This window comes from Actinorugispora endophytica (genome assembly GCF_004363075.1).
Lineage (GTDB): Bacteria > Actinomycetota > Actinomycetes > Streptosporangiales > Streptosporangiaceae > Actinorugispora > Actinorugispora endophytica.
In genome coordinates this window covers 20855-41022 of record NZ_SNYN01000022.1, presented here as the reverse complement: position 1 = coordinate 41022, position 20168 = coordinate 20855, and the positions used below count along the sequence as shown (strand labels likewise).

Here is a 20168-nt window from a genome sequence, read left to right as displayed (position 1 = left end):
GCGCCGCCGGAACGCCAGCCCTCCTCCGGCCCGTTCCCCCGGAGAGTCCTGGGGACCGCCGCGCCGCAGACACTCTTCGGACCGGGGACGACGCCTCCCTCCGGGGAGGGATCGGCCTCACCCGCGCGCGGGATGTGGCGGCGGCGCCGGGGGGCGAGACTCGCTTCCATGACCAATGGGAAACCGGAACGGCGCACAGGACTCGGGGGTTCCGGACGACAGGTGCGCTGGCCCGCGTACGCGATGGCGGTGCTGTTCCTCGGCTACGCCGTGGGCAAGGGCCTCTTCGCGGCGCGGGGCAGGCTCGGGTTTCCGGGCGGGCCCGTGGTCCCCGCGAGCGAGTACGAGCGCTACGCCCGCATGGGGATGGACGTGGAGGTGGTGCAGTGGTTCGGAGTGCCGACCGGACTGCTGGCCGCGGCACTCGTCCTGGTGACCGTGACCGCCGCGGGACGCCGGGTCCCGCGCCCGCTGGTGCTGCTCGCGCTCGCCGGCATGCTGGCCGCCGTCGGTGCCGGTGCGGCGTTCATGGTCGTGGACGGGTTCGTCGGGATCGGGATCGGCTGGCAGTGGTACCACGGCGTCCTCGGGATCGCCGTGGTCGGGCTGCTGACGGCGACGATCCGGTCCTACGCCCGGTCGTCCCGGCCGGGGGCCGGCCGCCGCGCCCCGGTACCGGGTCCGTGACACCGGGAGCCTGCCCGGACCTGTCACGGGAGGAGGAATCCGGCCGCGCCGGCCGCCCCGCTCTCCCGGGGCGGGGGGAAGGCGACGGGACCCGGTGCTCACCTGGCCCCCGCTGTGGAGCCGTACTCGCCCGAACCGGTGCCCGCTCCGGGGTCGCAGAATTCACGCAGACGCCGGGAGACCGGTTCGGGGCTGAACCCCTGTATTCGTTCGAGGAGGTCCAGGGACCGCCGCCAGTGGGCACATGATCTACCGGGGTCCCCGGCGTCGCGGAAAACGTCACCCAGGACCATCAGCGAATCCGCTTCGTGGTACCCGTCTCCTATGTCGTGAAAGACCTCCGCCGCTCTTGCGAGCAGGTCGGTGGCTTCTTGATGGCTCCCAGTCCTCCAATGCGAGACGCCCGCCGTGTAAAGGCTGTGGGCCACTCCGTCCAAGTCCCCCTGCTCTTCGTGGAGGCGCAGCGACTCGATGGCGTGGTCGAGCGCTTCGGAGTGCCTGCCGAGGTGGATGCTCACCGCTCCCAGCTGGTTGAGGGCTCTCGCCGTCCAGTTCTCCGCGCCGATCGTACGAAAACGGTCCAGCGCGAGCCGGGCGTGTTCAAGGGCTTCGGGGTACCGTCCGGCCTCTCCGTAGGTCCAGCTCATGGCGAGAAGCGTCTGCCCCTCGCCGCGGGAGTCCCCGAGTTTCCGCCAGGCGTCCCTGGACTTCTCGAGTGAGGAGAGCGCGAGGTCCGGGGATTTCACCCTGTTGTAGTAGTGGCCGATTATGCGGTAGGCGCGGGCCTGGGCGTCCCTGTCCCCCAGTCTCTTCGCTGCGGCAAGCGATATGTCCTGGGTCTCTTTCCATTCGTGCCAGTGCCCTCCGGTGTAGAGGTAGTGGGCCAGTGTCCACGGTATCTTGCACGCGTAGAAATCCAATCCCCTCTCGGCCGCGTACCGCGCGGACGAGACCAGGTTCAGGCGTTCCACGGAAAGCCACTTCACGGCTTTCTCCAAAGAGGGAAAAGAGGGGTGGGCGATCTCAGGGGACCGAGCGGGAAGGATGATCGGGTCCCAGTGTGGACTGGAGGCCCTTTGCGCGTGGTAGGCCGAATGCAGAAGGTGGTCAAGGTAGCGGGACATCGCCTGATCCGGGGGAGTCCCGCTCTCCTCGTCGAGGAATGCCTCTACGGCGTACTCTTTCAGGAGGTCGTGGAGCGAATACCGATGGAGGCTCCTCTTCTCGACGAGATGCAGAGCGGCCAGTTCGGCGAGCAGCCTGCGGGAAGATTTCGGAGGTATTCCGGCGAGGGACGCCGCCGCTTGAATGTCGATATCGGGGCCCGGAGGAAGGCCGAGAAGGCGGAACAGGGACGCGGCCTCTTCTGAGAGTGCTTTGTAGGACCAGGAGAAAACGGGCCGGAGGTTCCCGTGCGGATCATCCATCTCGAGGAAATCCAGCCTGCTCTCCTCCAAGACCTCGCTCGCGAACTCTCCCAAGGGGATTTCGGCGTTCTGTGATATCCGGGCCGAGGCGACGGAAAGGGCGATGGGAAGACCCGCGCAGTGGTCGATGATCGTCGAGACCGCCTGCGGATCGCTTTCGACCCTTTCGGGACCGACGAATCCGGTCACCAGGTCCTCGGCTTCCCCCCGGTTCATAAGCCCGAGGGGAATCGGGCGTGCCCCGTTCAGGGCGACGAGCCCTTCCAGGTTGTTCCTGCTCGTCACGATGACGAAGCAGTCCTCCCCTCCGGGGAGGAGCTCGCGGACCTGGGCCGAGTCCCGCGCGTTGTCCAGCACCACGAGAAGCCGTTTCTGCGAGGTCAGACTCCGGTACAGCGCGGTCCGGGCTTCCAGACCGGTCGGCGCGCTCTCGACGGGAACGCAGAACGCGTCAAGGAAAAGGGACACCACTTCGGCTTGCGAGGCAGGGCGGCCCCCCGGGGAGAACCCTCGAAGGTTGACGTAGAGCTGCCCGTCGGGGAAGAGGTCCTTGGCCCGGTGCGACCAGAACACGGAAAGGGAAGTCTTCCCGACTCCCGCCGCGCCGTAGACCAGGAGGATCGGAGAACCACCGGTCTCTGCAGCGGCCTCGTCGAGGCCAAGAAGCTCTCTCTCCCGGCCGACGAAAACCGCCGGCGGGCGCGGGAGCTGCCGGGGGGTGACTCCGGATCCCCTTTTTCCGAGGTCCAGGTTCAGGTTCGCCGTATGCGCCTGGATCACCGTCCCGTAGACATCTTCTACGGTGTTTCGAACCGAGTCCCCTTCACCGGGCCGGACATCTCCCACTGGGTCGGCCTCCCATGTCCTCGCAGAACCAGTGACCGGTAGCCTGTCGGCTGCGCCTTCGCGACTGAAAGTCCGTTCGATCGCGGCTTCGCCCACTGAAGGATATCTTCCGGCCTCGGGTTCGGACCGTGTTCCGGCGCATCCGGTGGACTGCCCGGGTTCCGGTACAAAAAGCCGGAGGACATCTCACGGGGACGTGGTGGCAAGTGTTTCGGAGCTTTCGCCAACGACGGGGAATCGGTGGGACTCACCGTTCCAAGCCGGGCCCCGTGCTCGTCGCGGAGGCCGGGTCCGGGCGGTCCGGGGTCTCGGAGCGGTAGGAGTGACCGCGCTGGGGCCCCAGGCCGAAGTAGTGACGGAAGCTGTAGACCAGCGGGTTCCAACGGGCCGGATCGATGTGCTGGGTTCCGGGCACCACCAGGCTCTCCTCGGCGTGGACCCGCAGCACGTCGGCTTCGACGACGGCGTAGACATCGGAGTCGTCGAACCGCACCTGCGAGGCGCGGGCCTCCAGTTGCAGAGGGCACTCGGCGACCCGCGGCGGACCGACCAGCTCGGAGGGCTGCGGGGACAGACCCGCCGCGCCGAACTTGTCGGCTTCGAAGCGGCAGCCCGGCGGTTTGCCTTCGGGGACCGGGTGGCGCCCGGTCAACGGCGCCAGCCGCTCGACCTGCCGCCATTGGTCGGCCGCGGGCAGGTTGACCACCAGTTCGGGGCGCGCGGCGAGGTTGCGCGCCGTCTGCCCGGTGGCTCCGAGCCCCATCACGAGCAGGAAGCCCAGGGCCCAGGCCGAGGAGATCGGGGCGAGGTTGGGCGTGCCGTCCTCGTTGAGGGTGGAGACCAGCACCACGGGGGTGCCGAAGTAGAGGATCCGGGGTTCGATCCTGCGGTGGTTCAGGGGCGGGGCGGACTGTTCACGCGGGTTGTCGCTGGTCATGGACGACGACCTTAGAAGCCCGACACTTCGGCGCTCGCCGAAGCGTTCCGGGTGACAATAGGGTTCATGGACTCTGATCAGGGTGTTCCGGCTCTGGCGACGATGGCCGGGCTCCTGGCCGATCCGACACGGGCCCGGTTCTGCCTGGCGATGCTGGACGGACGCGCCTGGACCGCGGGTGAACTCGCCCGCCACGCGGGTGTCGCCGCGTCGACGGCGACCGAGCACCTCAACGCGCTGGTGGGCAGAGGACTGCTGGTGCAGGAACGGCAGGGGCGCCACCGTTACGTGCGTCTGGCCGCCCCGGACGTCGCCGAGCTCATCGAGGGGCTGGTCGCGCTCGACGCGCGACCGGTCGAACCGGAACGCTCCCTCAAGGCGACATCGCGCCGGCGGCGCCTCGCCCATGCCCGCACCTGCTACGACCACCTGGCCGGAACGGTGGGGGTGGCCATCACCGACGCCATGAGTGACCGCGGCCTGCTGGACTCCGGTCGGGGACTGGCCCTCACCCCCCGGGGCGCGGCCTGGGTCGGGGAGCTGGGACTTGCCGTCGCCCCCGGTTCTCGCAGGCCCGTCGTCCGCGCCTGCCTGGACTGGACCGAGCGGCGCCCCCACCTGGCGGGCGCGGTGGGGGCGGCGCTCTGCGGTCACGCCTTCTCCGCCGGGTGGATCGCCCGGGTGGGGGAGACACGCGCGGTCACGGTGACCCCGGCGGGGGTCGAGGCGTTCGAAGACCTGCTCGCGATCCCGCCGGGCACGCTGGTCGGCCCGCGTGACGGCGCATCGTGACCTCGGGGCGGGGGCTCCCCGGTGATCTTGACCTTTTCGGGGCCTCAACTGCTTCCGAGGCCCCGAAAAGGTCAAGATCACCGGGGGACAGCGGGTGGCGACCCGCGCAGGGACGACGAGACGGACAGCCCGGGGCTCCTTAACCGTGGCACCTGCCACGTTCACGTCACTCCCTCATGGCCTGTGAAGCTCACGTCGTCGGTCGCGGCGACGTGTTCGGCGGGCGCGGTGAGGTGCCCGGCGGTGTCCAGGGTTTCCCGGATGCGCTGAGCGAGGGGGTGTCGGTCGGGGTCGTTGATCCAGCGTTCGAAGGCGACCTTGAAGGTGGCGATCCCGATTTCGGCGGCGAGTGCGGCGGTGGTGGCCTCCAGGCCGCGTTCGCGCAGCGTGCGGGCGAGCATGGAGGCGAGTGCGGCGAGTTTGGCCAGTTCGCGTTCCTGGAGTTCGGGGTTGGCGGCGATGACGGCCTGGCGTTGCCGTGCCAGGTCCGCGCGTTCTTCGAGGACGGGGGCGGCTTCGGTCAGGGCGTGGGTGATCACCGCGAGCGGCGGGAGCGAGGCGGGGGCGGTGGCCGTGGCGTTCGCGAGGGTGTCGGCGAGGGGGTTGGCGGCCGGGAAGAGGACTTCCCGTTTGTCGGTGAAGTGCCGGTAGAAGGTCCGTTCGGTGAGCCCGGCGCGGGTGGCGATCTCCGCGACGGTGGTGGCGTCGAAGCCCTGGTGGTTGTAGAGCTCCAGCGCCGCCTTCTCCAGGCGGCCTCGTGCGTCGGGTTTCCATCGGCTCATGCTCCGATCCTAACTGCCGATGACAGAGCCTGACATTACCGTGACGTCAGTCACTGACGTAAGAGTGATGTCAGTGACTGACGTCGGTGTTACGGTGATGTCATCAACTGACATCACGGCGCCCCGGTGGGAGCCCGTAGCAGGAAGGCGCACCATGCGCGTATTCGTCACCGGAGCCTCCGGACACGTCGGCTCCGCCGTCGTCCCCGAACTCCTCGAAGCGGGACACCAGGTCGTCGGCCTGGCCCGCTCGGACAAGTCCGCCGCCGCGTTGGCGGCTGCCGGTGCCCAGGTGTACCGAGGCGACCTGGACAATCTCGACGGCATCGCCGCGGCCGCCGCCGCGGCCGACGGCGTCATCCACCTGGCCTTCAAGCACGACGCCATGTTCGCCGGCGACTTCGAGGGCGCGGTCGCGGCGGACCTGCGCGCCATCGAGGCGCTCGGGGACGCTCTGGCCGGCACCGACAAGCCCCTGGTGGCCACGTCGGGAACCGCGCTGTTCGCCTTCGCCGGCCTCAAAGACACCCTCACCGAAGCCGACGCGTTCGACGCCGGCCCGCGGATCGACGCCGAGAACGCGGTGGTCGCACTCGCGGAGCGCGGCATCCGCTCATCCGTCGTCCGGCTCACCCCGACCGTGCACAGCACACTCGACCACAACGGCTTCATCCCGACCTTCGTCTCCATCGCCCGGTCGAAGGGCGCCTCCGCCTACGTCGGCGACGGGGCCCATCGCTGGCCCGCCGTGCACACGCTCGACGCGGCACGCCTGTACCGTCTGGCACTGGAATCCGCGCCGGCGGGGTCACGGCTGCACGCCGTCGACGACGAGGGGATCACCTTCCGTCAGATCGCCGAGGCCATCGGCCGCGGGCTGGACCTTCCCGTCGTCAGCATCCCGCCGACGCAGGCCGACGACCACTTCGGCTTCCTCAGCGCCCACGCCCAGGCCGACAACCCGTCCTCGAGCACGCTGACCCGCGACCTCCTCGGCTGGAAGCCCCTCCATCTCGGCCTCATCGACGACCTCGCCCAGGGCCACTACTTCGACGCCCCGGCGACCACCACACACTGAGCCAAGCCCCTCAAGCTCCCCGGTTCCGCCGCGCCGCACCCGGCGGCGCGGCGGAACCGGTCCACACGCCCCCCCGCCCACGAAGACCGGCTGCCGCGCACCCCGCGCCACATCGCAGCCAGCGGAGACAACAACATGAACACGAAAGACGCACACGAGCGGATGGACCCCGAACTCGCCGAGGCCCTGAAGGCCATGCCGATGACGCATACGGGGGTGTTCGACCTCAACGACCTGGAGGGAACACGGGCCGGCGTCCGCGCCATGGCCGAATCCATCGCCGCCACCATCCCCGACGAGCCCACGGTCACCGCCCACGAGATCCAGGTGCCGCGCGCCGAAGGCCCCGACGTCCCGATCCTCCTGCTGCGTCCCCGGAACGCGCCCGGACCGCTGCCGGTCATCGTGTGGTTCCACGGCGGTGGGCAGGTGCTCGGCTTCGCCGCCCAGGACGCACCCTGGCTCAAGCCGCTGTGCGCGGCACTCGGCTGCGCCATTGTCAGTGTCGACTACCGGCTGGCCCCGGAAACCCCCGCGCCCGGGGCCGCCGAGGACGGATACACCGCCTACCGGTGGATCAGCGACAACGCCGCCGATTTTGGTCTCGACCCCGCCCGGGTCGGTCTGGCCGGCCAGAGCGGAGGCGGGGGCATCGCCGCCGCCACCGCCCTTCTGATCCGCGACACCGGAGCGGCGCCCCCGCTGTTCCAGCTGCTGATGTACCCGATGCTCGACGACCGCAACACGACTGACTCGAGCCACGAGATCACCGACATCGGCATCTGGGACCGCGCGACCAACGTCCTTGCCTGGAAGTCGATCCTCGGCGACCGCGTCGGCACCGACGGAGTTACGTCCTACTGCGCGGCCTCCCGGGCGACCGACCTCACCGGCCTGCCTCCGACTTTCATCGGTGTCGGTGAACTGGACCTCTTCCGCGACGAGAACCTCGACTACGCGGCGCGCCTGCGCGCCCAGGGCGTCCCCGTGGAGCTGCACCTCTACCCCGGCGCCTACCACGCGTTCGACCTGTTCGCCCCGCGGTCCCACCTTGCGACGAGCTTCCACCACACGTTGAACGACTACCTCGTCCGCAACTTCGCGAAGGCCCCGGAAACGGCGACCGTTTAGCAACACGCAGATCCGAAGGCCCGCACCTGTGCGGAATCCGCCGGCCTCCGAGCCGATTGCCCACACCGCCGCCCACGGGGCCTGGTCCTGGAGATGCCCGCCGGGCCCCTGTCCGGCGTCTACGACCCCACCGGGCCCGGCAAGTTACTGTTCGCGTTCTTCGCCGCGATGGCGGGGGAGCGGGAGAACATCCGCGAGGCGACCTTGGGGGCTCGACACCGCGGCCCGCAAGCACGGCGGCCGGCCCTTCGGCCCGTACGGCGCGGGCGTTCGCGATCCTGGAGACACGGAGATCGAGGTCCTGGTCGTGCCGGACTGCCCTCACCGGCAGTTCGCCGAGGAGTGAGGCAGGCCCTGGACGACCTCGGGCTGGACACCACCGGCTTCACCACCCGGGTGGTCGCCGACCAGGCCGAGGCTGAGCGGTCGGCCTTCGCCGGGTCCCCGACGATCCTGACCGACGGCCGTGACCCGTTCGCCGAGCCCGGCACAATGCCCTCGCCCTCTTGTCGGATCTACCGCGCCCCGCAGGGTCTGGCCGGGGCGCCCGGTCTCGACCAGCTCCACAGCTACTGGCGGGTTGCTTGTCACCTGGTTCGCCGCTCGTTAACGGCCCCGGATTTGTGAGGAGCGGGCCCGGTCGTGTTGCCCCCGTGGCGCCACTGTTCTTGTGCCGTTAATTACGTTGCGTTTGTTACGTTAAAGCTCAACGAAATCTCGTTTTCACGAACGAAATCACCTCCAGAGATGCCGGTTTTCACCCCTCCGATAAGTGAACCTTATCGGAGGTGAGCAAAGGAGGTGCGACGAGAGAGCCAGGAGGGGGGCCGGTTACGTTTGCGGGCGGGTTTCACACCCGTCGGGTGGGGTTCGACGCGATGAGAAGCAGCTGGCGGGGCGGTCTTTTCCCGAAAAGGCCCTGAAGTCGCCGCAGCGCGGAGTGGAAAGCCGAGCCATGCCCTGACATTCGGAGGGGTTCAATAGGGCTCCTCCGTTCGCCTGAGGGGCCCTGTTTTCAGGAGGACCGCCCAAAAAACTTCACAAAACGGTCATTTGGCCAAGTGGCCATCCGGTTGGATTCGTTGAACCACAGGTCAGAGGGCTCTCCGGAAGCGTGGTGACACGCCGAGGGCCTCGCCTCGCATGCCCATCGTCCCCGACGCCCCTCGGCCCACTGTCCGGTGGAAAGCGGCTGGATGGACGGTTTTTCTCGTCAGGGCGCTGAGATCGACGTGGAAGGAGGCGAGAAGTCGAGCCATGTCCTCACACTCGAACGATCCCGATGTGGCGCCTGCGTGCGTCTGGGGAGCCTTGTTTTTGGGAAACTGGGCCAAAAAAATTCACAAAACGGACATTTAGCCGGATGGTTGTTCGGTCAGATTCGTTGAACCGCAGGTCAGAGGGTTTTCCGGGAACGCGGTGACATGCCGACAGCCTCACGTGTGAAGCGGTGGGCCGGGATGCTCGCGTGGAACCAGCGTCAGGTCGACATTGCCGAGCGTGGAGTCGCGGTGAACCGCGCCGCGGTTCCCCGTGTCCTCCGGGTTGCTTGCGGCGGCAGGCGGGGACGACGGCCCCGCTGTCGAAGGGGACGGTGTCCACCAGTTCGAAATGGGCAGGGGAGAACCCGGCGATGACCGGGGAGAGCTTGACGACCAGTTCGTCGATCTCGGGCAGCAGCGCGCCCGCCGGCTTCGCGCCGCCCGCCAGGTAGATCCCCTTTCCCTCCTCCTGCTTGAGCTCGCGGACCTCGGCGAGCGGATCGCCGGAGACGACGCGCCGGTCAGGCGACGCACACGCCTCCGTAAGACGCCCCGGCCCCGGAGCTGCCGGCCACCCTCGACATGCCGGGCAAGGTCGCCGACTTCCTTCGCACCACCGAGCTGGAGCCCGCCGAGCGGGCCGCGCTCGACCATGGGATGACCGTACGGTGCGGCCGGGGCTACACCCGGCGCATCACAGCCGTGCCAGCGGTCCACCGCCAGCTCCTCGCCCGCTGCCAACCGCTCGACGGCGACCAGGTTGTCCCTGCCCAGCGCAAGGCCCGTCGCGAGTACGAGAACCGCGTCACCGGCCTCGGAGCTCCGGCCTGAACAAGATCACCGGCTTAGCGTCCACCGCTGTACCGATGTTCCCCGAGGCTTCTGTCGAAGCAGAGGCGCTTCACGATCGATACTCGGGGCCGATCGAATCCCGCAATCGGATAGGTCATCCGTTTATGCTATCGTCCTACTCAAGCGGATAACTTATCCAATTGTTTGGGTGGAGGAGCTCATGACGAAGACAGCCGTGGTCACGGCCGGCACAGGCGGCATCGGCCTGGAGACGGCACTGGGGCTGGCCGCCGCGGGATTCGCCGTCACCGTGATCGGTCGCGACGCCGACCGGGGCGCCAGGGCGGTCGAGCGGATCAACGCGGAGCAACCCGCGCACTCCGGCCGGTTCCTTTCTGCCGACCTGGCTTCGCTCGACCAGGTCCGCGCGCTGGCCGCCATGCTCGCCGCCGAGCACGCGGCGTCGGGGGAACCGCTGACGGTGCTGGTCAACAACGTGGGGGCGATGTTCGCCCGGCGGCAGCACATCGACGGCGTCGAAGCGTCGTTCGTGGTCAATCACCTATCGCCGTACCTGCTGACCGAGCTGCTGCTGCCCACGCTCACGGCCGGGGCCCCCAGCCGGGTCGTGAACGTGACCTCGGCCGCGGTCGGCACCGCCAGGCGGGTGTTCGACGACGTCGAGCCGCCGGGCGGCTACTACGGCTTCCACTGGTACGGGCGTGCCAAGCTGGCCAACCTCGCCTACACGCTCGACCTGGCGAAGCGGCTGCGGGGAACGGGCGTGTCGATCTTCGCCGCCGACCCCGGCGGCGCCGCGACCGACATGACCAACGGCACCCTGACCGACCCGAAGATCGTCTCCCCGCCGTTGCGGCTGTTGTGGCCGCTGGTGCGCCGCCGGTTCGAACGCTCCACCTCCGGCTCCGCGTCCGTGGCCGCCCGGCCCTCAATCACCGCCGCCACCGACCCCGCGCTGACCGGCCGGACCGGCCTCGTCATCGGCCCCTCGGCTGATCCCGTCGCCCCGTTCCGCGCCGCGACCGACCCCCGCATCGCCGACGCCGTGCGTCGGCTCAGCCAGGCCCACGCACCCGTGGCCACCCCAGCGAACACAGAGCACCTCGGATGAGCCCAGGGCTCGACGCCGGCCACACGACCAGCGCCGCCCCACCGCCGCCGCCCATTCATCCCTTCCGCATGAGGACACCATCATGACCACCGCAGACCCGACCCTCTACGCCCGGACCGTGCACGGCTCCGGCCTCCCCCTCGCCCATGGCGCAGGCGGCGGCATCGCGGCCGGCTTCGGGCCGATCATGGACGGTCCCGCCCCCCGGAATGATCACGGGCTTTCCGCCCTTCCCGGCCCCGAAACGGGCAGAAATCCCATGACCGCCAACGAAACCCCCACACAACGGACACCATGGGCGCGGTCCCGACCCGCACCCGCCGTCGCCGCCCGCCGTAACCTCGCGGTTCGCGGGCGTGAAGCCGAAAGACCCACCCGAAGCACCCGTGCGCGAATCACCCCCGCGTCGGAGACTCCGAACCGGCCGCCGCCGTCCCCGGCGCGCAGACCGCCGAGCTGATCACCGGGCACCTGCCGTTCCTGGAGCAGCCGAACCAGTGGCTGGAGACCATCACCGACTTCCTCGCCAAGCAGAACGACGCTCGCTGACCTGGGTGGTGGGAGGGCCAGGCAGCCCGCCACCCGAAGCCACCGCCCGCCCGGAAACGCCCGCATATGATCATCTGACCGGCCCGCGAACCAAGACGAGCAACCTGGACACTTCCCATGACGACCGCACCGCTGCGCAAGGACGCCGCCCGCAACTGGGAACGGATCGCCGCGATCGCCCGTACCCTGGTCGACCAGGGCACCCCCCTGCAGCTCAACGATGTCGCACACCGGGCCGGCCTCGGGGTCGCCACCGTCTACCGGCACTTCCCCACCCCCGAGGCACTACTGGAGACCGTCGCCGCCCCCTGCCTCGAAGACCTCGTCGGCCATGGCAAGCAGGCCCTGGCCGACGCCGACCCCTGGCGGGCGCTGGAGGGCTTCCTGTCCCGCGTCCTCGAAGCACAGCTCACCGATGCCGCTCTGCCCCCGGTCGCCGCCGCCGCCGTGGACGCCCTGCCACGAACCACGGAACTCAAAGAGTCACTCGCGTCGGTCGGCACCGAGCTCCTCGACCGGGCCCGTGACGCCGGAGCCGTCCGCCCAGACCTCGCCGCCCACGACCTGGTCCCGCTCATGTGCGGCATCGCCCATGCCGTGAACGTCCACGGCGGCACCCCCGCCGACAAGACCGAAACCGCCCACCGCTACCTTGACACCCTGCTCGGAGGCATGCGCCCAGCACCGTCGAACGCGTGACGTCCAAGACCCCCCCTTCTCGAAAACGACCCTTTCCGGGAGCAAGATCGGAAACGGCCGCTGGAGACGGTCCGGACGCCAGATCGGTTCTCGGAACTCGTTCTCACTCAAGTAGTGACAGGCCCGGTTCCGGGAATGGTTTGTGGGAGGACTTCGGGCGTGACGGCCCCTCAGGGCACCATCGAGAGCGACGACGTCGAGCGCCACGACTGCCCGCGCTGCGGCGTCCAGCCAGGCTCGCCCTGCCGCTCGCACTCGGGCGTGATCGCCGGGATCTACCGCACCGGCCGATTCAAGAAGGCGGCCCTGCGGGTGCCGACCGTGGCCCCGGACAGCCCTGGCGGCCTGGTATCCCGCCGCCGGCCGTGCCCGAGACGGACGCCCCAGGCGCGGGCATCCGCATCGGGTACGCCCGTTGCAGTCACCTCACCCAGGAACTGCAGTCGCAGCTGGACGCGCTCAGCGCGCACGGCATCCCGCGCGACAGGATCTTCTCGGAGAAGATCAGCACCCGTATCCGGGTCCGTCCCCAGTTCGAGGCCGCGCTCACCCTATTACGGCCGATCCGGTTTCGTCGGGGTCGTGGGTCGGATCCGCAGCCGCGGCCAGGCCGCGGTGTCGCGGAGCAGCTGTCGGTCGTGGGTGGCCACCACGACGGCGGCGTCCGTCGCGGCCAGCGCCCGGGACAGGTCCTCGACCAGGGCCATCGAAAGGTGGTTGGTCGGCTCGTCGAGCAGCAGGACGTGCGGTCGCGCGGCCAGCAGGACCGCCAGGTCGAGTCGTCGCTGCTGGCCGACCGACAGCTCGGCCACCGGCCGGTGGACCGTGTCGGAGGGGAGCAGGCCGAGCTGCGCGAGCTCGACCCGGTCGTCCTCGCGCAGCTCGCCGGAGACGACGAGGCGGTTCACGGCGGTTTCGTAGACCTCGTGGGCGGTCCGCCGGGACGGCGCCGGGGACTCCTGTCCGAGCAGCCCCACCCGCGCGCCCGGCTCGCGCAGCACCGTCCCCGAGTGGGGGGTCAGTTCTCCCGAGAGCACGGAGAGCAGCGTCGACTTGCCGGAGCCGTTGGGGCCGGTCACCACCAGGCGGCCGCCGGTCTCGAGGAGCGCCGAGCACGGCGTCGTGAGCCTGCCGTCCACCGTCACCTCTTCGGCCCGCAGGAGTGTGGTCTCCGGCCGCGCTCCGAGCGTCGGTGGTTGGAACCGCAACGGCGGTTCGGGGACGTCGAGGGCGTGCGCCCGGAGTTCCTCCTGGCGTCGGTGGACCGCCCGCACCAGGGCCGGCGCGCGGGTCGCGCGGGTGTGCTTGCCGGTCCCCTTGTCGGGACGCCATCCGGTGGACAGCCGGTTCCGCGCGGTGGAGAGGTTCTGTTCGAGTCGTCGCCGCTCCTCCTGCTGGTCCCGGTACTCGGTCTCCCAGCGTTCCCGCTCGGCGCGGCGCCCCTCCCGGTAGCCGGGGTAGCCGCCGCCGTAGGTCCGGGGGCGGCCGTCGCGGGTGGGGTCGAGGTCGATCACCGAGGTGGCGACGTCGGCCAGCAGCGCGCGGTCGTGGCTGACGAGCACGACCCCGCCCGGGTACTCGCGGAGCCGGGCGGTCAGGTGCTCCAGTCCGGCCGCGTCGAGGTGGTTGGTCGGCTCGTCCAGCAGGAGCAGGTCGTGTCCGGCGCCCAGCAGGCAGGCCAACCGGACGCGGTAGCGCTGTCCGACGGAGAGGCCGGCCAGCGTCCGGGTGCGGTCGCTCACCGCGCCGAGGGCGGCGAGCGAGACGTCGACGCGGCGGTGGGCGTCCCAGGCGTCGACGGCCTCCGCGTCGGCGAGCGCGTCGGCGTAGTCCTGTTCGGCGCCGGGGTGTCCGTCGGTGAGGGCGAGGGTCGCCGTCTCGAACGCGTGGAGTGCCGTGCGCACCCGGGAGAGTTCCACGTCGATCAGGTCGCCGACCGTGCGGTCGGCGTCGATCGGGACCTCCTGGCCGGCGACCCCGATCGTGCCGACCCGGCGCACCGTGCCGGAGTCGGGTCTCAGTGTCCCGGCGAGGGCCTGGAGCAGTGTGGTCTTCCCGCGCCCGTTCTCTCCCACCACCCCCAGCCGTTGGCCGGGGGAGACGGTCAGGTCGACACCGGTCAGAACCGGTCGGCCGCCGCGGGACAGGCGCAGGTCGGCGGTGCTGAGATGGACGCGCGCACGCGCGCGCGAAGCAGTGATGGCGGGCACTTTTCCTCCAGGGCGAAACCCTGCGGGCGGCGGCGCGGAAGAGGCGCGGCGGCCCGCGGGAGCGAAGAACGACGCGGGGGACGTCCGGCCGGGCCCGGTGCAGGGGCGGAAACGGCGGCCGGGGGCGTCGTCCTCAGAGGAAGTACAGGTACTGCATACCGCCAAGCTAACAGACGGCCTCCCCGGACCGCCAGTTCTCCGCCCCGGCCGCGGAGGGGGCCGGCTTGACGCCCTTTTAGATAACCGCTATCTATTGAAGTGTCGCAGAGGAGGATGGCCCGTGCAGGACGTGGTACTGGCGCTGCTGGCCAAGGAGCCGTCGCACGGGTACGACCTGCGCAGGCGGTTGGCGGCGGCGCTCGGACCGTTGGGGGAGACGCTGAACGCCGGGCAGGTCTACGTGACGCTCACCCGGCTCGAAAAGGCGGGCCTGGTCGTTCAGGAGCGTGAGGACGCGCCGGTGCGCGGCCCGCGGCGCAAGGTGTACGCGCTGACCGCGTCCGGGCAGGAGCGCGTGGCCGCGTGGCTGGCCGAAACCACCGGGCCCAGAGCCGACGTGACGGAGTTCCACCTGAAGCTGGTGGCCGCCGCCGAGTCGGGGCTGGCCGATCCGCTCGCGCTCGTGGCCGCGCGGCGGCGGGAGCTGATCCGCAACCTCGCCGAAGCCCAGCGAGCCGCCCTCGCTCACGACGCGAACTCGGAGGCCGGTCTGCTCCTGGAGGGCGTCGCCCTCCGGTTGCAGGCCGATCTGCGCTGGCTGGAGGCGTGCGAGCGGACCTGGGCCGCCCGCGCTCCGCGTGGGAAAGGCGGAGGAGACGGATGAGCAGAGACGGTCTGCGGGTCAGGGGCCGGTCGCAGCGAAGGGGTGCGAAGGACGGCCCCGACGCGGGACCGGCCGATCGCCACCCCGGTGAGGCGGCCGGGACGGCGCTGCGGGCGGTCGGCCTGTCGCGGACGTACGGGCGGGGCGAGAACCTGGTGCGGGCCGTCGACGGGGTCGACCTCGACGTTCCCGCCGGGCAGACGTTCGCCGTGACCGGGCCCAGCGGCTGCGGAAAGTCGACGCTGCTGCAGCTCTTCGGCGGTCTGGACCGGCCCACCGAGGGCGAGGTGTGGCTCGGCGGGCGGCGCGTCGACCACCTCGGCGAACGGGCGCTGGCCAGGCTGAGGCGCCGCGCCGTCGGCTTCGTCTTCCAGTCCTTCCACCTGATGGACGAGCTGACGGCGGCGGAGAACGTCGAGCTGCCCGCGCTGCTCGCCGGAGCCTCGCCGCGCACCGCCCGCCGCCGTGCCGCCGGGCTCCTCGACCGGGTCGGGGTCGCCGACCGGGCCCGGCACCTGCCCTCGAAGCTGTCCGGCGGGCAGCGGCAGCGGGTCGCCATCGCCCGCGCCCTGGTCAACGAACCGCTGGTGGTCCTCGCCGACGAGCCCACCGGAAACCTCGACAGCGCCGCGACCCACGACGTCCTCCGCCTCTTCGACGAGCTGCGCGCCGCCGGCCAGACCCTGGTCGTGGTCACCCATGACGAGCGCGTCGCCGCCACGGCGGACCGCGTCGTCTCCCTGCGCGACGGGGCGCTGGCCGACGACATCCGTCTGGGCGGCGACGGCGGCACGGGGCTCGGCACGCTGCTGGGCTGGGAGGACTGACCATGGGGCACCTGCTGCTGGTGTGGCGTCTGGTCCTGCGCGACACGCGTCGCCGTCCCGGCGACGCCGTCGTGTTCCTGCTCGCCGTCACCGTCGCCACCGCCTGCCTGTCCCTCGGGCTGGCGGCCGACAACGCCGTGGCCGCCGGGTACGCGAGGACCCACGAGGCCACCGCCGGTCCCGACCTCACCGCCATCACGACGGCCGCGGACTCGTCCGACCTGGTCGAACGCATCGCGGATATGCCCGGGGTGGCCGCGCGGGCCGATCCCGTCTTCGCGTTCTCCACTGTCGTCCAGGCCAACGGCCGAACCGCGCGCTCCTCGGTCGAGGGGCGCGAGAGCGCGCCGTCGGCCGTGGACCGGCCGCTGGTGACCTCGGGGACCTGGGTGCGTCCGGGCGGCGCGGTGGTGGAGCGCGGCTTCGCGCAGGCGCTCGGCGTGGGCGTCGGCGACCGCGTCACCGTCAGCGGGCGCGGTTACCCGGTCGTCGGGATCGCGGTCAGCGCGGCCACCCCGGTGTATCCGTGGAGCGACTGGGCCCAGGGCCCGGGGACCACCGACAGGGGCGGCAGGATCTGGTTCACCACCGCCGACGCCCGCGCGGCGGCGGGCGACGCCTCCGGTGTCCACCTGGTCCACCTGAAGCTGACCTCCCCCGACGCGGTCATCCAATGGCGCGACACGGTGTTCACCCCCGGCCTCAGGGGCGACGCCTGGGTCAACACCCGCGACTGGCAGACCGTTCTCCGGATGAACACGAACATGATCAGGGGTTCCCGGCCCGCCCTGGTCGTCGGCGGCTGGCTGCTCGCCGCGGCCGCGATCGTCACCCTCGCCGCGCTCGCCGCCGTACGCGCCTCCCGAGACAACCGGCGCGCCGGGCTGCTCAAGGCCGTCGGCGCCGGTCCCGGCACCGTCGCCGTCGTACTGCTGGCGCAGCACCTGCTGCTGACCGCCCTGGCCGCCGCGCTCGGACTGGCCGTCGGGGCCCTGGTCGCACCCGGACTGGTCGATCCCAGTGCCGGGCTGCTCGACACCGCCGGTCCACCGTCCGCCGGCGTCGTCGCCGCCGCGGTCCTCGTCGCCGTCCTGGTCGCCATGGCCGGTACGCTCGGCCCCGCCCTGCGCGCCGCCCGCACCAGCACCGTCCACGCCTTGGCCGAGCCGGCCCGCCTGCTCACGCGCCGCCCGTGGCTGACCGCCGTGACGGCGTACCTGCCCACCTCGCTCCTGATCGGGGTCCGGCTGCTCGCCCGCCGCCCCGGCCACGCCGTCCTGACCGCCGTCTCCGTGGCCGCGACCAGCGTCATGGTCACCGCGCTGCTCTCCTTCCGCACCGCCCTCGCCACCGTGGCGACCGCTCCCGCCCTGGAGGCGGTGGACGCCCGCACCGGCCAGGTGCTGCTCGGTGTCACCCTTGTGACGGTGATGCTGTGCGCGCTCAACACCGTGTTCCTCGGCTGGAGCTGCGCGGTGCGGGCCCGCCGGGTCCTGGCCGTCACCCGCGTCCTCGGCGCCACACCCGGCCAGGTCGTCGCGGCGCTCTGCGCCGCGCAGCTCCTGCCCGCCGTGCCCGGGCTGCTGGCGGGATCCTTTGTCGGGATCGTCCTGTACTGGTTCTTCAACCCCGGGAACGCGGTCACGCCCCCGGGATCGTGGCTGGTCGCCGCCGCGCTCGCCGTCCTGGCGGCGGTCGCGGCGCTGACCGCCCTGCCCGCGTGGGTCCACTCCCGCAGCCCCGCCGGACGCGCCCTCGACACCGGCCCCGTCTGACGGACCTCTCCGGCCGCCGGTCGGGGCCGGGCTTCGCCGGATCACCACGGGGAGTCGTCGTCAGAGGCGCAGCGGCTCCAGCGGCCACCCGCGTCCGGGACGATCGGGGTGGCGGTCTTGTCGTGGAACCCCGGCGACCGCGCGGTCACGGGCGCGCGGCCCGGGGAACGAGCCGGCGGGCGCATCAGCGGTGGATCCGCCTCGCCGCCTGGGTCCGTCCGGGCGGACCGGCCTCCGGAAGGCCCAGCCGGAGGGCTCAGGCCGAACTCGTGAGCGGGCCGGGTGCGCGGTGGACGGCCGGAGCGGGAAACCCGCGGCCGAGCAGGAACAGGCCGAAGGCGACCTCGAAGAGCCCGCCCGGCGCGGCGAGTGCGATGCCCGCGCCGGGAAGGGCGAACTCCACCACCGCGCCCAACCCGAGCAGGGCGTATCCGGCCGCGCCCCACCAGGCGAACCAGCCGGGCACCCAGCGGTGCCTCCCCAACGCGAGGCAGAACGGGACGCTGCCCGCTCCGAGGACGAACATGGCGGTCGCGTAGGCGATGTCGTTGGCCGCGGCCGCCCCCGATCCCAGCAGCGCCACGCCGAGGGCGAGCAGGACGGCCTCCGCGGCCCGGACGGCCAGGTACAACCGGGCGGTCCGCGGGGCGGGCTCGCGCAGGGCCCGGAAGGCCAGCCCTCCGATCGCCGCCACCGCGACCGAGTTCAGGAGCATCAGACCGATCCCGACGGGCCGGTCGGCCAGAGCGCTGCCGCCCCCGTAGAAGACGAACGCCGCAAGGAAGAGGGCGCCGGTTAGTCGGCCGGCGGCGCGGTGGGACATGTCGTACTCCTGTCGTACTTAGTACACTTACTAAGTACGGTACGGTAGGAACCCGAGGCCGTCAACGCCGCCGAAGGAGGTCCACGTGTCCGACTCCGACAAGACCCGCCCCCCCAGGAAGCCGGGGGTCCTCAACCGCGACCGGGTCCTGGCCGCCGCGATGGAACTCGCCGACGCCGACGGCCTCGGCGCGCTGACGATGCGGTCGCTGGCGCTCGCCCTGGGCGTGAAGCCGATGTCGCTGTACCACCACGTGCGCGACAAGGAGGACCTGCTGGACGGCATGCTCGACCTGGTGTTCGGCGAGATCGAGCTGCCGCGGACGCGGGAGCCCTGGCGGTCGGAGATACGACGGCACGCCGTCTCGGCGCGGACCGTGCTGGCCCGTCACCCGTGGGCGCTGGCGCTGGCGGGGACGCGGACCTCGCCGGGCCCGGCGACGCTGCGCCACCACGACGCGGTGGTCGGCACGCTGGCGAACAGCGGGTTCTCCCCGCCGATGACCGCGCGCGCCTACGCGACCATCGACGCCTACGTCTACGGCTTCGTGCTCCAGGAGGCGTCGTTGCCGTTCGAGGACCCCGGCGGCGCCGACGTGGCGAAGTCGGTCATGGCCGGGTTCGACGCGGGGCGGTACCCGCACCTGACCGCGTTCGCCACCGACTACCTGACGCAGGAGGGCTACGCCTTCGGGGACCAGTTCGAGCCCGGCCTCGACCTGGTCCTGGACGCCGTCGGGACACTCGTCGACCGCTGACCCGGGTGCGGGCGGCGCCGCGCCCCTCAGGGTCCCCGCCCGGCCACGGCTGCCGCCGGCCGGTCCGCCTGCTTTCGCGGCGGGCGCGGGGGAGGACGTCCCTGAGCGCGTTGTCGTCCGTGTCCTCGCCGGTCAACGGTCTTTCGGCGGCGGGTCGGCCGAGGGGAGGGCGCCTCAGCGTACGTCGGGAGCCCCGACCACCGAGGCCAGGGCCGCGAACAGCAGGGCGGTGGAGGCCGCGCCCGGATCCTGGTGGCCCCGGCTGCGCTCTCCCAGGTAGGAGGCGCGGCCCTTGCGCGCGGTCATCGGAACGGTGGCCTGCGCGCCCTCCCCGGCGGCGCGCGCGGCGGCCCCGACCGCCGCACCCAGGTCCGCCCCGTCCTCCAGCGCCGCCGAGTACGCGGCCAGCGCGGGGGCGAGCGCGTCGACCATCGTCTTGTCGCGGACCTGGGCGCCGCCGAGTCCGCGCACCGCCTCCATCCCGTCGCGCAGGGCGTCGAGGAGTTCGCCGGGGGAGGCCGTGGAACCGGTGAGCCGCTTGCCCGCCGAGCGCAGGACCGTCCCGTACAGCGGTCCCGAGGCTCCTCCGACCGTGGAGATGAGGGTGCGGCCGCTCAGTGTCAGCACGCTGCCCACGCTGGGGAAGTCGGTGTCGGCGAGCTTGCCGGCCACGGCGGAGAAGCCGCGCCGCATGTTGCTCCCGTGGTCGCCGTCGCCGATGGCCGCGTCGAGCCGGGTCAGCTCCTCGGCGTGCTCGTCCATGCTCTCGGCGGCGGCCCGCATCCAGGCGCGGGCCAGGTCGATGGTCACGCTGTCCATACTCGTGCTCACTCCCTCTC

The 20168-nt window shown here is 71.4% G+C and carries 18 protein-coding genes and 1 pseudogene; 13 read left to right on the top strand and 6 right to left on the bottom strand.

Translation table 11 applies throughout. The features are described 5' to 3' along the window. Positions 1-168 precede the first annotated feature (168 nt). A complete protein-coding gene (locus EV190_RS19245; RefSeq protein ID WP_243742679.1) occupies positions 169-687 on the top strand; it encodes a hypothetical protein in 519 nt (172 codons plus the stop codon). A 98-nt stretch (positions 688-785) separates the two neighbouring features. Here EV190_RS19245 and EV190_RS19240 read toward each other — a convergent pair whose 3' ends face one another. Together EV190_RS19240 and EV190_RS19235 are read right to left on the bottom strand one after the other, a co-directional pair. Further along, on the bottom strand, positions 786-3056 hold the full coding sequence (locus EV190_RS19240; RefSeq protein WP_133742991.1) for an ATP-binding protein: 2271 nt from the start codon (positions 3054-3056) through the stop codon (positions 786-788). 151 nt (positions 3057-3207) lie between these two features. Beyond that, a complete protein-coding gene (locus tag EV190_RS19235) occupies positions 3208-3897 on the bottom strand; it encodes a flavin reductase family protein (RefSeq protein ID WP_133742990.1) in 690 nt (229 codons plus the stop codon). A gap of 66 nt (positions 3898-3963) precedes the next feature. On the opposite strand from EV190_RS19235, the gene EV190_RS19230 reads away from it, so the two are divergent. Further along, on the top strand, positions 3964-4689 hold the full coding sequence (locus EV190_RS19230) for an ArsR/SmtB family transcription factor (protein WP_133742989.1): 726 nt from the start codon (positions 3964-3966) through the stop codon (positions 4687-4689). A gap of 161 nt (positions 4690-4850) precedes the next feature. Here the strand turns inward: EV190_RS19230 and EV190_RS19225 are convergent, their stop codons facing one another. Continuing rightward, positions 4851-5471 (bottom strand): TetR family transcriptional regulator, encoded by a 621-nt coding sequence (locus EV190_RS19225; RefSeq protein ID WP_133742988.1) that lies wholly within the window; start codon positions 5469-5471, stop codon positions 4851-4853. A gap of 154 nt (positions 5472-5625) precedes the next feature. Between EV190_RS19225 and EV190_RS19220 the strand changes: the two genes are divergently transcribed. The 7 genes and pseudogenes from EV190_RS19220 to EV190_RS24580 form a co-directional block, all read left to right on the top strand. Next, on the top strand, positions 5626-6549 hold the full coding sequence (locus EV190_RS19220; RefSeq protein ID WP_133742987.1) for an SDR family oxidoreductase: 924 nt from the start codon (positions 5626-5628) through the stop codon (positions 6547-6549). A gap of 135 nt (positions 6550-6684) precedes the next feature. Beyond that, positions 6685-7680, top strand: a complete 996-nt coding sequence (locus tag EV190_RS19215) for an alpha/beta hydrolase (protein ID WP_133742986.1) — start codon at positions 6685-6687, stop codon at positions 7678-7680. Positions 7681-8022: 342 nt separating this feature from the next. After that, on the top strand, positions 8023-8307 hold the full coding sequence (locus tag EV190_RS19205; protein WP_208113243.1) for a thioredoxin family protein: 285 nt from the start codon (positions 8023-8025) through the stop codon (positions 8305-8307). 1337 nt (positions 8308-9644) lie between these two features. Then, positions 9645-9773, top strand: a complete 129-nt coding sequence (locus tag EV190_RS24365) for a hypothetical protein (protein ID WP_279536627.1) — start codon at positions 9645-9647, stop codon at positions 9771-9773. 181 nt (positions 9774-9954) lie between these two features. Next, a complete protein-coding gene (locus EV190_RS19195) occupies positions 9955-10866 on the top strand; it encodes an SDR family NAD(P)-dependent oxidoreductase (RefSeq protein WP_133742985.1) in 912 nt (303 codons plus the stop codon). Between the two features lie 666 nt (positions 10867-11532). Next, positions 11533-12114, top strand: a complete 582-nt coding sequence (locus EV190_RS19185) for a TetR/AcrR family transcriptional regulator (RefSeq protein ID WP_133742984.1) — start codon at positions 11533-11535, stop codon at positions 12112-12114. A 135-nt stretch (positions 12115-12249) separates the two neighbouring features. After that, a pseudogene (locus tag EV190_RS24580) lies at positions 12250-12372 on the top strand (zinc finger domain-containing protein); the annotation flags it as partial. 296 nt (positions 12373-12668) lie between these two features. Here the strand turns inward: EV190_RS24580 and EV190_RS19175 are convergent. Next, positions 12669-14324, bottom strand: a complete 1656-nt coding sequence (locus EV190_RS19175; RefSeq protein ID WP_133742983.1) for an ABC-F family ATP-binding cassette domain-containing protein — start codon at positions 14322-14324, stop codon at positions 12669-12671. Positions 14325-14604: 280 nt separating this feature from the next. Here EV190_RS19175 and EV190_RS19170 point away from each other — a divergent pair, with 280 nt between their 5' ends. Genes EV190_RS19170 through EV190_RS19160 form a run of 3 tightly spaced genes read left to right on the top strand, consistent with a single transcriptional unit; the run spans position 14605 to position 17749 of the window. Further along, complete coding sequence (locus tag EV190_RS19170; RefSeq protein WP_133742982.1) at positions 14605-15147, top strand: PadR family transcriptional regulator; 543 nt, start codon at positions 14605-14607, stop codon at positions 15145-15147. Next, on the top strand, positions 15144-15974 hold the full coding sequence (locus EV190_RS19165; RefSeq protein ID WP_133742981.1) for an ABC transporter ATP-binding protein: 831 nt from the start codon (positions 15144-15146) through the stop codon (positions 15972-15974). Before EV190_RS19170 ends, EV190_RS19165 begins: the two co-directional genes overlap by 4 nt. 2 nt (positions 15975-15976) lie before the next feature. Continuing rightward, on the top strand, positions 15977-17749 hold the full coding sequence (locus tag EV190_RS19160; protein WP_133742980.1) for an ABC transporter permease: 1773 nt from the start codon (positions 15977-15979) through the stop codon (positions 17747-17749). Positions 17750-18005: 256 nt separating this feature from the next. Here EV190_RS19160 and EV190_RS19155 read toward each other — a convergent pair whose 3' ends face one another. Continuing rightward, positions 18006-18572 carry a DUF4386 family protein gene (locus EV190_RS19155; protein WP_133742979.1) on the bottom strand — a complete coding sequence of 189 codons (567 nt, stop codon included), beginning with the start codon at positions 18570-18572 and terminating at the stop codon, positions 18006-18008. 85 nt (positions 18573-18657) lie between these two features. Between EV190_RS19155 and EV190_RS19150 the strand changes: the two genes are divergently transcribed. Then, positions 18658-19329, top strand: a complete 672-nt coding sequence (locus EV190_RS19150; RefSeq protein WP_243742678.1) for a TetR/AcrR family transcriptional regulator — start codon at positions 18658-18660, stop codon at positions 19327-19329. Between the two features lie 174 nt (positions 19330-19503). Here the strand turns inward: EV190_RS19150 and dhaL are convergent, their stop codons facing one another. Then, positions 19504-20160, bottom strand: a complete 657-nt coding sequence (gene dhaL / locus EV190_RS19145) for a dihydroxyacetone kinase subunit DhaL (RefSeq protein ID WP_243742677.1) — start codon at positions 20158-20160, stop codon at positions 19504-19506. Between the last annotated feature and the right edge of the window lie 8 nt (positions 20161-20168).

What these genes read in the sequence shown, in the direction of transcription:
- EV190_RS19245 (WP_243742679.1), top strand. Translation starts at nt 169, where the DNA reads ATGACCAATGGGAAACCGGAACGGCGCACAGGACTCGGGGGTTCCGGA.
- EV190_RS19155 (WP_133742979.1), bottom strand. Translation starts at nt 18,572, where the DNA reads ATGTCCCACCGCGCCGCCGGCCGACTAACCGGCGCCCTCTTCCTTGCG.
- EV190_RS19185 (WP_133742984.1), top strand. Translation starts at nt 11,533, where the DNA reads ATGACGACCGCACCGCTGCGCAAGGACGCCGCCCGCAACTGGGAACGG.
- EV190_RS19225 (WP_133742988.1), bottom strand. Translation starts at nt 5,471, where the DNA reads ATGAGCCGATGGAAACCCGACGCACGAGGCCGCCTGGAGAAGGCGGCG.
- EV190_RS19165 (WP_133742981.1), top strand. Translation starts at nt 15,144, where the DNA reads ATGAGCAGAGACGGTCTGCGGGTCAGGGGCCGGTCGCAGCGAAGGGGT.
- EV190_RS19160 (WP_133742980.1), top strand. Translation starts at nt 15,977, where the DNA reads ATGGGGCACCTGCTGCTGGTGTGGCGTCTGGTCCTGCGCGACACGCGT.
- EV190_RS19195 (WP_133742985.1), top strand. Translation starts at nt 9,955, where the DNA reads ATGACGAAGACAGCCGTGGTCACGGCCGGCACAGGCGGCATCGGCCTG.
- EV190_RS19230 (WP_133742989.1), top strand. Translation starts at nt 3,964, where the DNA reads ATGGACTCTGATCAGGGTGTTCCGGCTCTGGCGACGATGGCCGGGCTC.
- EV190_RS19220 (WP_133742987.1), top strand. Translation starts at nt 5,626, where the DNA reads ATGCGCGTATTCGTCACCGGAGCCTCCGGACACGTCGGCTCCGCCGTC.
- EV190_RS19235 (WP_133742990.1), bottom strand. Translation starts at nt 3,897, where the DNA reads ATGACCAGCGACAACCCGCGTGAACAGTCCGCCCCGCCCCTGAACCAC.
- EV190_RS19215 (WP_133742986.1), top strand. Translation starts at nt 6,685, where the DNA reads ATGAACACGAAAGACGCACACGAGCGGATGGACCCCGAACTCGCCGAG.